General features: G+C 56.4%; 12 protein-coding genes. All 12 read right to left on the minus strand.

Annotated features, from left to right (window positions below; translation table 11 throughout):
• The 12 genes from ACI1P1_RS26525 to carA all read right to left on the minus strand — a co-directional run bounded on the left by ACI1P1_RS26525 (position 1) and on the right by carA (position 16,362).
• Positions 1 to 1,107 carry an efflux RND transporter periplasmic adaptor subunit gene (locus tag ACI1P1_RS26525; protein WP_416219538.1) on the minus strand — a complete coding sequence of 369 codons (1,107 nt, stop codon included), beginning with the start codon at positions 1,105 to 1,107 and terminating at the stop codon, positions 1 to 3.
• The gene (locus ACI1P1_RS26530; protein ID WP_416219539.1) at positions 1,070 to 1,987 is read right to left on the minus strand and encodes an ABC transporter ATP-binding protein; all 918 of its coding nucleotides are present in this window, start codon (positions 1,985 to 1,987) and stop codon (positions 1,070 to 1,072) included. The genes ACI1P1_RS26525 and ACI1P1_RS26530 overlap by 38 nt, the downstream gene beginning before the upstream one ends.
• A 433-nt stretch (positions 1,988 to 2,420) precedes the next feature.
• Positions 2,421 to 3,227, minus strand: coding sequence for a response regulator transcription factor (locus tag ACI1P1_RS26535; protein WP_416219540.1), 807 nt, complete (start codon positions 3,225 to 3,227; stop codon positions 2,421 to 2,423).
• On the minus strand, positions 3,220 to 5,112 hold the full coding sequence (locus ACI1P1_RS26540) for a cache domain-containing sensor histidine kinase (protein ID WP_416219541.1): 1,893 nt from the start codon (positions 5,110 to 5,112) through the stop codon (positions 3,220 to 3,222). Before ACI1P1_RS26540 ends, ACI1P1_RS26535 begins: the two co-directional genes overlap by 8 nt.
• A gap of 124 nt (positions 5,113 to 5,236) precedes the next feature.
• Positions 5,237 to 6,892 (minus strand): extracellular solute-binding protein, encoded by a 1,656-nt coding sequence (locus ACI1P1_RS26545; RefSeq protein ID WP_416219542.1) that lies wholly within the window; start codon positions 6,890 to 6,892, stop codon positions 5,237 to 5,239.
• Between the two features lie 58 nt (positions 6,893 to 6,950).
• Positions 6,951 to 7,820, minus strand: a complete 870-nt coding sequence (locus ACI1P1_RS26550; RefSeq protein ID WP_416219614.1) for a carbohydrate ABC transporter permease — start codon at positions 7,818 to 7,820, stop codon at positions 6,951 to 6,953.
• Between the two features lie 23 nt (positions 7,821 to 7,843).
• Positions 7,844 to 8,791, minus strand: coding sequence for an ABC transporter permease (locus tag ACI1P1_RS26555; RefSeq protein WP_416219543.1), 948 nt, complete (start codon positions 8,789 to 8,791; stop codon positions 7,844 to 7,846).
• 228 nt (positions 8,792 to 9,019) lie between these two features.
• Positions 9,020 to 9,877 (minus strand): DegV family protein, encoded by an 858-nt coding sequence (locus tag ACI1P1_RS26560; protein WP_416219544.1) that lies wholly within the window; start codon positions 9,875 to 9,877, stop codon positions 9,020 to 9,022.
• Positions 9,878 to 10,388: 511 nt separating this feature from the next.
• Positions 10,389 to 11,042 (minus strand): orotate phosphoribosyltransferase, encoded by a 654-nt coding sequence (gene pyrE, locus ACI1P1_RS26565; protein WP_416219546.1) that lies wholly within the window; start codon positions 11,040 to 11,042, stop codon positions 10,389 to 10,391.
• Positions 11,043 to 11,045: 3 nt separating this feature from the next.
• Positions 11,046 to 11,813, minus strand: a complete 768-nt coding sequence (gene pyrF / locus ACI1P1_RS26570; RefSeq protein ID WP_416219547.1) for an orotidine-5'-phosphate decarboxylase — start codon at positions 11,811 to 11,813, stop codon at positions 11,046 to 11,048.
• 159 nt (positions 11,814 to 11,972) lie between these two features.
• On the minus strand, positions 11,973 to 15,191 hold the full coding sequence (carB, locus tag ACI1P1_RS26575; RefSeq protein WP_416219548.1) for a carbamoyl-phosphate synthase large subunit: 3,219 nt from the start codon (positions 15,189 to 15,191) through the stop codon (positions 11,973 to 11,975).
• Positions 15,178 to 16,362, minus strand: coding sequence for a glutamine-hydrolyzing carbamoyl-phosphate synthase small subunit (gene carA, locus ACI1P1_RS26580; protein WP_416219549.1), 1,185 nt, complete (start codon positions 16,360 to 16,362; stop codon positions 15,178 to 15,180). Before carA ends, carB begins: the two co-directional genes overlap by 14 nt.
• Positions 16,363 to 16,400 lie beyond the last annotated feature (38 nt).

Here is a 16,400-nt window from a genome sequence, read left to right on the forward strand (position 1 = left end):
TTATCGACCTACAACTTTCTGCCCGGCTTGAAGCCCCTTCAGAATCTCCACGCTGGTAGAGGTCTGCAGGCCCAGCTCCACGTCAACCTCCCGCTTGGCTCCCGACGAATCCACCACCTGGACATAGTTGCGCCCGGTTATGGTCCGCAGTGCGGAGGGCGGAATCGTGACGGCATTTTCCTTCTTCTGGACAACGATTTCCACACTAAGCTGGGTTCCCCGGGAGACCTGCTCCGGCATCTTCTCCAGCTCTACCACCAGATATTGGTCGATGGTTTCCTTCTGCCGCTCCTGGCCGTTGTAATAACCGCCGCCATAGTAGCCGCCGTTGTTCTGATTCTGGGTTTTGTTGGGATTGGGAAGCTGCTTGACCGTACCCTTGTGCTGGCCGGCCGTGTTGATATCCGCCGTCACCTCCATACCCAAGGCCACCTTCTTCAGGTCCTCCTGGGAGATAGACGCCACCACCGTCAGCTGGGACATGTCGGCAACCGTTGCAATGGACTCGTAAGCCTTGCTGTTATCCCCCTTGGCTTTATAAACACCCACTACCTCCCCGGAGATGGGGGCGGTGATTTTCGCCCGGGCGATGGATTCCTCCAGCGTCACCAGCTCATTGCGCTTCAGCTCGAACTCGATCTTGGCCTGCTCCAGCTCCTCGGCGGTTTTGGTGCCTGCGTCCCGCAACAGCTGGATCATCTTCAGCTCCTCGCTGCGGGTCTGCAGCCTCTTTTGCCTCAAGTCACTCTCCAGAGTAGCCACATCCAGCTCCGCAATCAGCTGTCCGGCCTCCACCTGGTCGCCGGTTTTTACATAGATTTCCTTAATCCGCTTGCCGTCGTCCGAGAAATACACATCCTCCTCCCGGGAGGACATCAGCTTGCCCGAACCCCGTACCTTGGTGGTCAGAGTTTCGGTTTTGACGGTGTATTCCGGTTTTTTGGACAGTTTGGGCGGGTTGATGGTGGGCAGGGCTTCCTCCACTTCCTCGCTGGGCAAAAGAGCACAGCCCGACAACGCGGTGACCGCCAGCAACGCGGCCGCCGCAACTAAACCTGACTTGCGGACGCTAGCCCTGAATCCGTCCGTCAACCATTTGGTAAACATGGTCCGCAACCTCCATTATTGTTGGATCGTGAGTCGTCATGCAGATGGTCACCTGCTCCTGCCGGATAATCTCCCGGAAGACCGCCATAATCTGAGCGCCCATCTGGGAATCCAGCTCCGCAGTGGGCTCATCCGCCAATAGCAGCACAGGCCGGTGGGCAATGGATTTGGCAATAGCCACCCGCTGCTGCTCGCCGCCGGACAATTCAAAGGGGCGGTGGTGCATCCGTTTGGCCAATCCCACCAGGTCCAGACAATGCTCCACCCGGGTTTTCCAGCCGCTCCGGGGAATGCCTGCCATTCGCAGCGACAACTCCACATTCTCGTAGGCTGACAGGAGGGGAAGCAGCGCGTAGGATTGAAAGATAAAGCCAATCTCCTTGCGTCTGGCCTCGGTGCGGTTCTCATCATTCAACGTATGGAACGGCTTGCCCTGAAACAGAATTTCCCCTTCGTCCGGCTGGTCCAGCCCGCCCATCAAATTCAGCAGGGTGGTTTTGCCGGAGCCGGATCTCCCCCGCAGCATGATGAGACTGTTGGCCCGCAGGGTCATATCGATGCCCTTCAAAACCTGGAGCTTATTGCTCCCCACGTCAAAGCTCCTTACCACTCCCGAGATGACGAGAAGGGGATCAACAACCTCCCGCGGCTCCGGCACATAAGCGGCTGCCGGTGCAGGTGCATCGCCTGTTTGGGGCTTGCCCTTGCCGGGACGCAGCTTCAGGGCCATTCCCTTCAGCCTGCCGGCCTTCTTCCGCTCCTCGGGAGCGTCATTGCTCTGGCCGGTTTCGGCTTGCCCGTCCGGCTCTGTAGTGTTCTCCCTTTCCGGCTCGTCGATCAGACCGGTTCTTGCTTGCTTTCGGTTCGCCAACCACCCCATCCTTATACTCTCCCTCTTTCAAATTCCCGGGTCATCTGCCCGGACAGGCAATGATCCACACTTAATGAGACGTACAAAACTGGAATAAGGTTACAAGTTTTCGAAAATTATTTGCTTTCGGTTTGTTTGGAGGTTTGCTAACGGAAGCTGCAGCCTTTATTTGCCCCAAAATCACCCTTTATAAATTCTAACGGCGGCCACAGCCGCTATTTGAGGATCGGGAGGTGTTTTGGCCCGAATGGAGCACAAATAAGGTCGCTGGCTTCCGTTAGGAATCCAAAGCTCCTTTTTTCGGCCAAATAAAGGCTCTCACTTCCGTTAGGTCTATCCCTGGCCGTAGAATAATCCGCCTGGCCCAAAACAAAAACGGCTGAACCGGGGACCAGTTCTCGCCGACGAGACGTAAAGTTTGGGGAGCTGCCGCTCCGACGGGTCAAAGAAACGTATTCCGGAATTCCGTTGGCGTCAAGCCGAATTGCTTCTTAAAGCTTTCCCGGAAATGGTCCTGGTCTGCATAGCCGATCCGGTCACAAATTTCGTATATTTTCGTCAGCGGATCCTTCAGCAGCCGGGCCGCCTCCTCCATCCGCAGCCGGATAATCATGTGGTTGATGGTTGTGCCGGTCACCTCTTTAAAAAGCCGATTCAAATACCGCTCGCTTAATCCAACGGCTGCGGCCACATCCGACAAAGCGAAATCCCGCTTGCGGAAGCCCACGTTCATTACCTCCAGCGCCTGCTCCGCCAGCTTGACCTTCTTCAGGCTGCCTGCCCATTCGTCTGGTTGGAGAGCTCCGGAGAGATGCGGCAGCTTCTCCTTCGTTGTCCGGCCGGCCAGCTCGAGCTCCCGGCGCTCCCAACGCTCCTTGTCGAGCTCCGCCACCGCCCTGGCGAATGCCGCCTCCAGCTCGGAGGGATCCAGAGGCTTCAGCACGTACTCCAGCACCTGGAGCTTGATCGCTTGGCGGGCATGCTCGAACTCATTCAATCCCGACAGAATCAGGCATTTGATATCCGGGAACCTGGCCCTGGCGGCTTCGATCAATTCCAGCCCGCTCATACCCGGCATGCCGATATCCGTCAGCAGGAGATCCGGGACCTCCTGCTCCATCCGGACCAATGCCTCCTCCCCGTTCTCGGCACTGCCCAAAAGCTCTATCCCCAGATCACTCCAAGGGATGGAGCATTCCAACGTCAGGCGGATCAGCCTCACATCCTCCGCAATCAACAGCTTATACATGGCAGCCTCCTGTCAAAACGGACCGTTCCGCATCATAAGGCAGGACCGCCTCCACAACCGTTCCACGTTCAGCGGCGAGATACCGCAAACCATATCCCTCCCCGCAATACAATTGAATACGGCGGTGGACATTAAGAATGCCATACCCCCGCTCCCCTCCGTCCTGCCTTTGGCCCGGTTCCTTGGGCGGCTGCCGCAGCAGCCTGTTCAGCTCCCCGGGATCACAGCCGCGGCCATTGTCCGTCACCCGCAGAATCAGGGCCTGCCCCTCGGTCCTTGCGGCAATATGGATGAGGCACTCCTCCCGGCGGAAGGCAAATCCGTGTTTTACAGCATTTTCCGCCAAAGGCTGGAGGATCAGATGGACGATCCGTGCGCCCGTCAGCTCCCGGGGGACATCTGTCACCACGGCAAGCTGCTCCAGCATCATGGATTGGATATGGAGATACGCCTCCGCCTGCTTGATTTCATCCTCCAGGGAAATCCAGGTTTGTCCCTGGTTCAGTCCATAACGGAATACATCGGCCAAGGAAAGCACAATCCGGCTGGTTTCCCGGTCACCCGCCAGAATAGCCCGGCAATTGATCAAATCCAGTGTGTTGTACAAAAAATGGGGATTAATCTGCGCCTGCAGCAGCTCCAACTGAAGCTGCTTACGCTCTATCTCCTCCGTAAAGGAGCGTTCGATGAGGCGGTGAATGGTGACCAGCATCCCCGCAAATTGCTGGTTCAGCTCATCCACCTCGTAGATTCCCGTATGATGGCAGGGCAGCGGCTCCTTAAAATCCACCACCTCCGGGCGCTGCATGGCATGGACTAGCTTGGTGATGGGAACGGTTACCCTTACCACAATCTTCCGCAGCAGATAGGCGGCAATAAAGGATGCGGCAACCGCAGTTGCGGCCCCCAGAGCTGCGATGAAATAGGTATACCGGCTCAAATGGCGCTCCGGCACCACTGCCAGGAGCCGCCAGCCATTCTCCATGGTTTCGTACATCATCCGGTGCTGCTCCCTGTTCAGTTTCACCAGCGCCGTACCCGCTTTCCCCTTCAGCAGCTCCATATACGGCATCGCAGACAGATCCTCCAGAAAGCCATACTGCTCGCTGTAGATCACCCTGCCGCCTTCATCCAGGAGCAGATGATACCCCTCCTCTAAGGGAGCGTTCTCGAATACTCCCTTGATACTGCCCGTGTCGGCCCCGATAATCACCGTACCGATGCTGCGGCCGCCGCTAAGGTTTCCCTTTTTTCTAGCCGAATAGATCATAGTGCCGCTTAGAACATTGGTTTTCTCCCCCCACCAGACCGTAGAGCTGTCTCCTTGCTTCAAACGGCTATACCAGTCCCGTGTGTCCAGGCCTTCACTTTTGAAGATACCGGTTACCGGGTAAAAGGCTTCGGGAGCCAGGGCATACAGCCCGCTTTCCGGCTCCAGAGCCATACTGACCACATAGGATTGCTTGACCGATTGGGCGGACCCGAAGTCATTCAACAGCGATAATAGGGACATATTCTCCAGGTTCAACTGAAGCGTGTAATAATCATTAATGGCCTCGTAGGCCTCCCGGACACTGGGCTTCAGCAGACTGTCAAGGGCAGGATTGTTCAGCACAAAAGCAGCCAGATTATCCATGGTATCAAATTGGTACCGGATGTTCCGGTAAACAAACTGCAGGGATTGCTCCGCCATCTTCAGGCTATGGTCATTTTGCACCCGGATCATCATATAGCTGGCAGCCGTAGAGAACAAAGCAATGAATGTGACGATCAGCAAAAAAATGGGATAGGTAAGCCGGGAAAGCAGCCTCGTGCCGGCTGCCCTGCGCCGCAAATGCTCCATCATTGTCCACACTCCGTTGCAGCCATAGTGCCGGGTCTTCATGCCCAACGGCTCCTTCGGCAGACTATTGCCGCCTTAGGAGCCGTTATTGGACTTCACCGTTCCCTTTATTCGTATTCTCCGCCCGGTTTTGCGTATCCTGCCTCATGCATCCGCGGGTCAGGATTTATTTCCCAGCTTTCTTCTGGAATGAAGCTCCCAGCTCCTTCAGAATCTGTGCTCCGCCCTGAGCCCTCCATTTTTCCGCAAATTCATCGAACTTCTTGATATCCCCGCCCATAATAATCTGGGTAAACACCGAGTCGCGCATGGTATTCAGCTCGGTCAGCTTCTCAATTTTGGTGGGGGAGTCCAGATAATTGGAGGCGTCGGTAATCTGGTATTTATTGTTGATGGCAATATCCAACGCCTGGGCGTTGCGCAGCGGCACCGATTCCAGATAACGCGGCCAGCCCTTCAGGCCTGGGGAGACCAGATAGCTTTGCACACCACGGTAATGGCCGTTTTTGTCCACCTGGGTTTTCGGATCAACAATGTCCGTCACCATCTTCAGCTTGTTGTCCACGATATTATAATCCTCATTCTCGATCCCCCAGACAGTGAGCATCTGATTTTCCGGAGTCAGGGAATTCTCCAGAATGGCCAGCGCCCGCTTGGGATCCTTAGTTTTGGCGCTGATGGCGGTCATTTGGGCGAAGGGCGCTCCGGCTGGAGCCACCGCTTTGCCGTCGGTACCCAGCAGGGAGCCGGTCAGAGCCAAATACTTGAAGGGCTGCTCCACCTGATTGGGGAGGCTGCCGTCCGCGGCCAGCTTGCCGCTTTTCTTCAGCTCATTGGCTTCGATCTGAGTATCGTAATCATTGGCTGTGGACCACCAGCCCATCCAGGAAAACAGCTTGCCGCTGTACAGCTTCGCCCGCAGCTGCTCCTCTTTGATAGTGGGAAATTCCTTGTCAATCAGGCCTTCCGCATACATCTTCTGCAGAAGCAGGAGGGCTTCTCTGGTTTTGGGATCGGTATCATAGCTGCTGAATTCGCCATTTTTCTCCATGAAATAGCCGGGCGTGACGCCGAAAGCGCCGAAGATATGGTCGAAGGAGTTATTGGCATACTTGGACTGGCCAATCTGCGCCGTATATCCGCCCAACGGGATCACTTCCGGCTTCGCCGCTTTGATCTTCTTAAGGAGATTGTAGTAGTCGTCCAGTGTTTTGGGAATTGCGGAGCCGGTGCTGTCCAGATAATCCTTGCGCATAGCCAAATTCCAGCGGTATCCGGCGCCGGGGCCGCCCTGGAAGGGGAGGCCGTAAATTTTGCCGTTCACCTTGGTTTTTTCGAAAACCTCCGGCGGTACCTCACGCATAATATTGGGCGTATCCTTTTCGTTCAACAACGAGGTCAGATCCGTAAAAGCCCCCTGCTGGGCGTACTTCTGGAAGTCATCGGCGAAGTCAATTTTGACCACTACATCAGGAATATCACCGCCGGCCATCTTCAGGTTCAGCTTGGTTTTGTACTGCTGCAGATCCACCATCTCCGGGATGATCTTGACATTCAGCTTTTTTTCGATGGCCTGGAGAACCGCATCCTTGGTGTAATCATACGGCTTGGAAATATCCTGGGACTTGAGGAATTTGATCTCGTAGGGAGCTGCCGGGGCTTGTGTTCCCGCTCCCGCCGAAGCACTGCCTGCTGAAGCCGCCGGCGGAGGAGCAGAAGCCCGTCCCTCCCCGTTGTCATTACCGCATCCAACAAGCGTCACGGTGCCCGCTAAAGCGGCGGCAAGCATACCCATGGATAATTTTCTCTCGATAGTCGCCATATTGGCTTGACCTCCTTGAGGATATTTATATATAATTCCGCAGCGGATGCCGCAGATCCTAACCTTTCACAGAGCCCAGCAGCATCCCCTGTTCGAAATATTTCTGGACAAAGGGGTAAATGATCATCATCGGCAAAGCAACAATTACAATCGCTGCCATCTGAATGCCGATGGTGGGAGGCGGTGCGGAGCCTGCGGCCTCCAGCAGCTCCGGGGGCAGGCTGGAGTTGGCGATGATCGTGCGCAGCACCAGCTGGACAGGTGCTTTGCCCCAATCGGTCACATACAGCATGGCGTTGAAGAAGTCATTCCAATACACCACCATATACAGCAGGCTGATGGTGGCCATAACGGGCAGGGACAGAGGCAGGACAATCTGCCACAGAATCCGGAATTCGGAGGCGCCGTCGATGGAGGCCGATTCCTTCAGGCTCTCCGGGATTCCCTCGAAGAAGGACTTTATGATAATCATGTTAAACGCGCTGTAAGCCATCACCAGGATCAGCACCAGGTTGGAGTTCAAAAGCCCCAGCGCTTTGATATTGATATAGGCGGGGATCATCCCGCCCTTAAACAGCATCGTAAAAATAAAATACAGGAGGATGATCCGCCTGCCGGGCAGCTTCTTTTCGGAGAGCGCATAAGCCGCTGACACGGTCAGAAACAGAGCCAGCAGCACACCCCCGGCCGTATTGCGCAGTGTATTAGCATAAGAGGAATAGACCAGGGAGCCTTTGGCCAGCAAATATTCGTAATATTGAAGGCTGAAGCTCCGGGGAAACAGGATCAGCCCGTTTTTCTCGCTGAACACATGGTACGGCGTGACAGATACGGCGAGCACATACCAGAACGGCAGAACGATGATCAGCGTCATGGCGGTTAGCAGCGTATAGTTGACTGTTACAAAGGAAGCTTCGCCTTTGCTCATTTTCACGGTAAAATGCCCCCTTCTCAAAAAATCCCCGAATCATTCACCCGTTTGGCCGCCTGATTGGCCAGAAGAACCAGGATCAGTCCGATTATGCCCTTGATCAGATCCGCTGCCGCCGCCAGACTCAGGTTGAACTGCTCAATGCCAATCCGGTAGATATAGGTGTCCAGAATATCCCCCACTTCAAATACCATAGGGTTATACAGGTTGATGATCTGATCCAGCCCGGCGCTCATGATGTAGCCTACCCGGAGGATAAAAATGACGATGATGGTATCGGTAATCCCCGGCAGAGTCACATGCAAAATACGGTGGAGCCGTCCCGCTCCGTCCATAACCGCCGCTTCATAAACCTCGGGATTGAGTCCGGCAATAGCCGCAATATAGATGATGGCTGCCCAGCCCATTTCCTTCATGGCATCCGTCAGCACCAGAATAAACCGGAAGGATGCCGGATCGGCCAGCAGGTAGGCCGGCTTCATCCCCAGAAGCCCGGCCAGCTTATTGATGAGACCGGTTTCAGGAGACAGCAGGAGCGTAATGATGCCGCCATAGACCACCCAGGAGACAAACCGGGGAAGGTACACGGCAGTCTGCAGCGTTTTTTTGAACCATATGGTACGGATTTCGTTTAAGGCCAGCGCCAGCACAATAGGGCATACGAAGCCGCTGATCATTTTGTACAGGCTGATAATCAGGGTATTCTTGAAGGAGTTGCGGAACATCTCCGATTCCACCAGCATGCGGAAATATTTGAACCAGGCCCAGTGGCTGCCAGCGTAACCCTGGATGGAATTATAATCCATAAAAGCGATTCTGATGCCGTGAAGGGGCAAATAATCAAAGATGAATACCCATGTGCATGCCGGCAGCAGCAGTACATAAAGCAGCTTGTATTTCCATATCCGTTTGAGGCGCCTGTAGGGCAGCGCCGTTTCCTTGACGGCTTTAACCGTCGCCATTTCCATCCTTAACTCCTCCGTTTCCCGCTTCTCTGCTGTTATGAAAGGGCTTACTGTAATAAGCATACAGGAGGCGCCTTCAATGGAAAACCGGAGGGAAGGACGATACTACCGGGGTAAATGGCGAATGTCCCGAGTGCCGGAATGCCCCGGAATACTCTGGAATGCTCCGGGAACATAGACAAAACCCGCTACCTCCTTTCGGAAGTGCGGGTTTCGTGTGAAGCAACCTGGTTATGCCGGGCGTTTGGCAAACAAAATCCCTACGGTGCCGGGACCGCAGTGGCTTGAGATGACGCAGCCGGCATTGGTGACAATAACCTCGCTGCCGGGGAACTGCTTCTCCAGCTCTCCCTTGACCCAGGCCGCATTCTCCGCAGCCAGGGAATGGGTGACGAAAATCCGTTTGGGGTCAATGGTTTCCTTGTGGCTTAAGGCCCGGTCAAGCAGGCTTTGCACCACCTTATCCATCTTCCCGCGCAGCTTCTCCGCGACGATCATGGAGCCATTCACCACCTTGATCACCGGATGGATCCGCAGCAGACTGCCGATCACCAGCTGAGTGCCGCTGCAGCGTCCACCTTTGTGGAGGTAATCCAGGGTATCGATGACAAACTCGGACTCTACCAGCGCCGTATCGTCCCGAAGCCGGTTAGCCAGCTCCGACAGATCATCCATTCCAGCCTTGACGTAGTCCACGGCCTTCATCACCGTCACCCCGATGCCGGTGGACAAATTGCGGGAGTCCACCACTTCAATGGTGCCTTGGGGGAATTCCCGGCTGGCAATGACCGCATTCTGGTACGTGGACGACAATTCGGAAGAAATGCTTATGTATACAATGCGCTTATCCTCACGGACGATGTTCTCGAAGGACTGGACAAAATCAGCAGGCGAGGGAGCCGCTGTTTTGGGGAGCTCCCCTTCCTTCTCCACTTTCTCATACAATTCGGCGGTGGTCATATCCGCACCGTCGCGGTATGTACGGTCACCGAACACAACATGGAGCGGTATAATCCGGATGTTATGGTCCCGGATCATGTCTGGCGTTAAATCGCATGTGCTGTCCGCAACAATTTGGATGGACGGCATGAATGATTTCCTTCCCTTCTCCAGATCCTGTCGGATCTGCTTCTTGAACCCACCTATCTATTATAGCGGTGCGGGAGGGGCTTGAAAAGGTAGGAAGATTGAGAGGCTGTTTACGCGGCCTGAATCAAGGAAAGACATGCCATGGCCCACCGGCAGATGAGAAAGCCTTAATATGCCCCCGTATCAAAGCTAACGGAACTCTGCGGCTCTTAGAAGCTAAAATCCGGCTGATCTGAAATCTAACGGAACCCGGCGACTCTTAGACGCCTATTTAGACTAGCCACCGCCTATTTTTTCCTGCTAAGGGCTTCTCAATTCCGTTAGATTTTCAACCGGCCCATTTTAAGCCGCTAAGAGCGTTTCAGTTCCGTTAGAGCCAGGGTTTGTTTGCAAACTCGCCCTAGAGCTGCCAAAAAAACTCCGGCCACGGAAAAGCCGCGGGTCACCCGCCAGCCTCCGCAACCGGAGCATATAAGCCGCTGCATGCAGAAATTTCGCCGCAGCCGATAACTTACTTTTTGCCGAACGCCTGCGGATCCTTCCGCCAGGACTGGAGCAGCTCCACATCCGATTCCCGGATGCTGCCCTGCTTCACAGCCTCTCCGATCAGCGCTGTATAGTTGGACAGCGTGTGCAGAGGCATGTCCGCTTCGTTGAAGGTGGCCTCCGCCTGATCCAGCTGATACGAGAAAATCGCCGCAACTCCCAGGGCATTGCCGCCTGCTTCATTAACAGCCAGCGCAGCCTTTAAGGAGCTGCCGCCGGTGGAGATCAAATCCTCGATCACCACAGTTTTGGCGCCTTCGGGAAGCATTCCCTCGATCTGATTCTTCTTGCCGTGGCCCTTGGCCTTGTCCCGGATGTAGATCATCGGCAGGTTCATCCGCTCCGCCACCCAGGCGGCATGGGGAATGCCCGCTGTAGCGGTTCCGGCGATGACCTCCGCATCCGGATAATATTGGCGGATCAGCTGCACGAAGCCGTCCGCAATCAGGCTGCGGATGGCCGGGTAGGACATGGTCAGCCGGTTGTCGCAATAGATAGGCGAGATAATGCCGGAGGTCCAGGTAAACGGCTGGTCCGGCCGCAGGGCCACCGCCTTGATATTAAGCAGCTCCTTGGCGATTTGTCCGGCAAGGGCGTTCAGATTTCCGGTGTTAGGCATCTTTTAGCTCAGCTCCTTCAGAATAGTTTCCAGTGCTTGCCGCGGGTCCGGCGCAGCAGTAATGGGACGGCCCATCACAATAAAATCGGTTCCCTGCCCAAAAGCCTCCCGCGGCGTCATCACCCGGGACTGGTCACCCTTGTCTGCCCCTGCGGGACGGACACCGGGAGTTACCGTAACAAATTGGGAGCCAACCGCGTTTTTAATGGCCGCTACCTCCAAGGGTGAGGCAACCACACCATCCAACCCCGCACCCCGGGTCAAGGATGCATACCGCAGAACAGCTTCTTCCACGGTACCCGGAATGCCGATCTCCTTGTTCATGACCGTCTGGCTGGTGCTGGTCAGTTGGGTGACGGCAATCAGCAGCGGACGCTTGAGCGCGCCGGCGCTTTGGCCAAGAGCCCGCTCCATTCCTTCCCGCGCTGCCTCCATCATGGCTTTGCCGCCCGCTGCGTGGACGTTGAACATATCCGCTCCCAGCCGGGTGATGGAGTCCGCTCCACCTGCAACGGTATTGGGGATGTCATGCATTTTCAGGTCCACAAACACCTTGTAGCCCTGCTCCTTCAGACTCCGTACAAAAGCTGGCCCCTCCGCATAAAAAAGCTGCATGCCCACCTTCATGTAACAGGGGATGCCCCGCAGCTTCTCCAGGAGTCCGCTGGCTGCCTGGGCAGACGGATAATCCAGAGGAATAATGATCCGTTCGGCGATTTCCGCCGCCGTTTTGCCCTTCAGGACACCCGCCGGTTGTTGAAGCTCCGCCACGTGTTGACGCCTCCTTCATATAATTTAGAGTTACCCCCGCACGGGGAACACCCTTCATTCAAGACAGGAGCCCGGCGCGCAAGCCTTCAGGAGCGGCTCCACCATTGGCGGAGGACGTTCCCGTAACTTGCGGGCAGGGCTTCTTATGTCAGTTCGGGTTTACAGTGTTACAGCATTGGCCGGCATCGGACGGGAGGAGAAGTTAATGGCCTCCAGTGTATGCAGGAGCGCCCGCACCGTGTCCAGAGAGGTCATACAGACCACGCCGTTCTCTACTGCTTCCCGGCGGATGCGGAAGCCGTCGCGCTCGGGGGTTTTGCCCTTGGTCAGGGTGTTTACCACAAAGTGGGCCTGGCCGTTGCGGATCAGATCGAGAATATTCGGCGAACCCTCGGAGAGCTTGTTAACCCGCTTCACGTTGATGCCCGCTTCTTCGAAGGCCAGAGCTGTGCCGCCGGTAGCCACAATGTCGTAGCCCATGGCGTAGAAGCCCTTCACAATCTCGATAGCTTCCTTCTTATCGCTGTCCGCTACGGTTACAATCATAGAGCCTGTGGGCGGAATCTTCATGCCGGAGCCTACCAGACCCTTGTACAGCGCCTTGGCGAAGGTAATATCCCGGCCCATAACCTCGCCAGTGGATTTCATCTCAGGACCGAGGGTTGTGTCTACCCGGCGAAGCTTGGCGAAGGAGAATACCGGCACCTTGACGGACACATACTCGTCCTCCGGCCACAGGCCTTCGGTGTAACCCAGCTCCTTCAGGGTTTGGCCCATAATCACCCGGGTAGCCACATTGGCCATGGGGATTTTGGTCACCTTGCTCAGGAACGGAACAGTTCGGGAGGAGCGCGGGTTCACCTCAATGACATAGACCTCATCCTTGTAGATGACGAACTGGATGTTCACCAGACCCACTACGTTCAAGCCCTTGGCAATGCGGATGGTGATATCCACAATCTGCTGCTTGATTCTATCGGACAGTGTTTGTGGCGGATATACCGCTATGGAGTCGCCGGAGTGTACGCCTGCCCGCTCCACATGCTCCATGATGCCGGGGATCAGGACCGTTTCGCCGTCGCAGATGGCGTCCACTTCCACTTCCTTGCCCAGCATGTAGCGGTCGATCAGCACCGGGTGCTCCGGATTAATCTTCACAGCGCGCTCCATGTAGTTCAGCAGCTCATTGTCGGAGTATACGATTTCCATCGCCCGGCCGCCCAGCACGTAGGAGGGGCGAACCAATACCGGGTAACCGAAGCGGGCTGCCGTGCCTACCGCTTGGTCCACAGAGGTTACGGTGCCTCCGGGAGGCTGGGCAATGTTCAGCTCGTTCATCAGCGCCTCAAACCGCTTCCGGTCCTCCGCTGTGTCGATGCTGTCCAGATCGGAGCCCAGAATGCGCACGCCTGCTTTGGTCAGGGGACCTGCCAGATTGATGGCGGTTTGGCCGCCGAACTGCACGATCACGCCGATGGGCTTTTCCCGTTCGATGACGTTCATGACATCCTCGTAGAACAGCGGCTCGAAGTAGAGCCGGTCCGAGGTATTGAAGTCCGTAGACACAGTCTCCGGGTTGTTATTGATGATCACCGCTTCAAAACCGGCTTCCTGGATGGCCCAGACGGCATGGACGGTGGAGTAGTCAAATTCGATGCCCTGGCCGATACGGATGGGCCCGGAGCCCAGAACCACTACCTTTTGCTTGGCGGTTTCGGTGACTTCATCCTCGGTCTCGTAGGTGGAGTAGTAATAAGGCGTGGTGGCCTCAAACTCCGCGGCGCAGGTGTCTACCATCTTGTAAACCGGCTTCAGCCCCAACTCAAAGCGCAGCGCCCGCACATCGGCTTCCTTCACATAGGACGTGCAGCCGGCCAAAGCTCTGATCTCGGCGACAGCCCGGTCGGTGAAGCCCATCCGTTTGGTTTCCCACAGCAGCTCGCGGGTCAGCTCAGGCTGGGCGATTTCCGCTTCGAAGCGGATCATGCCTTGCAGCTTGGAGAGGAACCACCAGTCGATTTTGGTCAGCTCTTGAATCTGATCCAGCGTGTAGCCTCTGCGGTACGCTTCGGCGATGAGGAACATCCGCTCATCGTCGGGACGCTTCAGTCTGGTTTCCAATGCCTCAGTCTCCAGCGCATCGGTTCCCTTCAGGAAAAGGCGGTGTACGCCGATTTCCAGAGAGCGGATCGCCTTGTGCATGGATTCCTCGAAGGTCCGGCCGATGGCCATAACCTCGCCGGTCGCCTTCATCTGGGTGCCCAGCTTCCGGTTGGCGGAGATGAACTTATCGAAGGGCCAGCGCGGGATTTTGCTTACGATATAGTCCAGTGTCGGCTCAAAGCAGGCATAGGTTTGGCCGGTAACCGGGTTGACGATTTCGTCCAGGGTGTAACCAACAGCGATTTTGGCGGCCATTTTGGCGATAGGATAACCGGTTGCCTTGGAGGCCAGGGCCGAGGAGCGGCTGACCCGGGGGTTTACCTCGATGACATAATACTGGAAGCTGTGGGGGTCCAGAGCGAACTGGACGTTACAGCCGCCTTCAATATTCAGCGCGCGGATAATCTTCAGCGACGCGGAGCGGAGCATTTGGTACTCGCGGTCGGACAGGGTTTGGCTGGGAGCCACGACGATGCTGTCGCCGGTATGTACGCCAACCGGATCGAAGTTCTCCATGTTGCAGACAACGATACAGTTGTCGTTGGCGTCCCGCATGACCTCATACTCCACTTCCTTCATGCCGGCGATGCTCTTCTCCACCAGACATTGGCCGATGGGGCTGTAGCGGATGCCGGAGCTGACAATCTCAATCAGCTCTTCTTCGTTGGAGCAGATGCCGCCGCCTGTGCCGCCCAGGGTATAAGCCGGACGGATGATGATGGGATAGCCGATTTCATTGGCAAAAGTCACTGCCTCTTCTACGGTGGTGACAATTGCGGAGTCCGGCACCGGCTGCTCCAACTCCCGCATCAGATCGCGGAACAGATCCCGGTCTTCGGCCTGCTCGATGGCCGACAGCTGGGTGCCCAGGAGCTTCACGTTCTCCCTCTCCAGCACTCCCGCCTTGGCCAGGGCAACCGCCATGTTCAGACCGGTTTGGCCGCCCAGGGTGGGCAGCAGGCCGTCCGGCTTCTCGGTGCGGATAATATTGGTGACAAATTCCAGGGTGATGGGTTCGATATACACCTTGTCTGCCATATTGGTGTCGGTCATGATGGTGGCAGGGTTGCTGTTGATCAGCACCACCTCCAGCCCCTCCTCCTTGAGGGCCTGGCAGGCCTGGGTGCCGGCATAGTCGAACTCCGCGGCCTGGCCGATGACGATGGGGCCGGAGCCAATCACGAGAATCTTTTTGAGAGTATTATTTTTGGGCATACTGGAGGTCTCCTTTCACTTCAGAGGCTTCTTCTTTGTGTTTCAGCGCCGATGCCGCCACCATTGCCGCCTGCTGCGGCACATAGGGCTTGGCTGCCTTGAAATCGCGGATCATCTCCAGAAACTCGTCGAACAGGTAGCTGGAATCGAAGGGGCCGGGAGCCGCCTCCGGGTGGTATTGGACAGAGAAGGCCGGATATTGGGTGTGACGCAGGCCTTCGATGGTTTTATCGTTGTTGTTGATGTGGGTGACCACCAAACCGGTGCCCTCTACAGATTCTTCCTTCACGGTGTAGCCGTGGTTCTGCGAGGTGATGTAGCAGCGGCCGCTGGCCAGCTCCTTCACCGGATGGTTGCCGCCGCGGTGGCCGAACTTCAGCTTCTCGGTGTCCGCGCCGGAGGCCAGCGCCAGAAGCTGGTGCCCGAGGCAGATGCCGAAGATGGGCAGTTCACCCAGCAGGGAGGCGATGGTTTTGGCTGCGTGGGGCACATCCTTGGGGTCCCCGGGGCCGTTGGAGAGCAGCACCCCGTCCGGGCACAGCTTGCGGATTTGCTCGGCGGTAGCGGTATGAGGCACCACTACCACATCTGCACCGCGCGTACTCAGCTCGCGGATAATGCCGCTTTTGGAGCCGTAGTCCACGAGTACGATACGCTCCTTGGTGCCGGGGCAGCCGAAGACGCTTTTGGTGGAAACCCGGTCCACCTGGTCACGCAGAAGCTGGGCCACGCCCAGACGCTCCTTCAGCTCCTCCAGAGGAGCATTGGAGGTGGTCAGAAGCCCCTTCATGGTGCCGTGGTGGCGCAGGATGCGGGTGAGCATCCGGGTATCGATGCCGCTGATGCCGGTAATGTCGTAATCCTTCAGCAGGGTGTCCAGGGTGAACTGGGCCCGCCAGTTGCTGGGGGTTTCCTCATGATGGCGCACCACAAAGCCGTGGATAAAGGGCCGCATGGATTCGAAATCGTCGCGGATGATGCCGTAGTTGCCGATCAGGGGATAGGTCATGGTCACGATCTGGCCGCAGTAGGACGGATCGGACAGCACCTCCTGATAGCCTGTAATTCCTGTATTAAACACGACCTCGCCGGTGGATTCGCCGGTTGCGCCGAAGGCTTTGCCCGTAAACAGCGTGCCGTCTTCCAAAAGCAGTCTCGCCTGAACCTGCATGGTGATCTCTCCTTTTATCGCGAAAATGTGGAGCGGTT

The organism is Paenibacillus mesotrionivorans, from assembly GCF_046098205.1.
Lineage (GTDB): Bacteria > Bacillota > Bacilli > Paenibacillales > NBRC-103111 > Paenibacillus_AR > Paenibacillus_AR mesotrionivorans.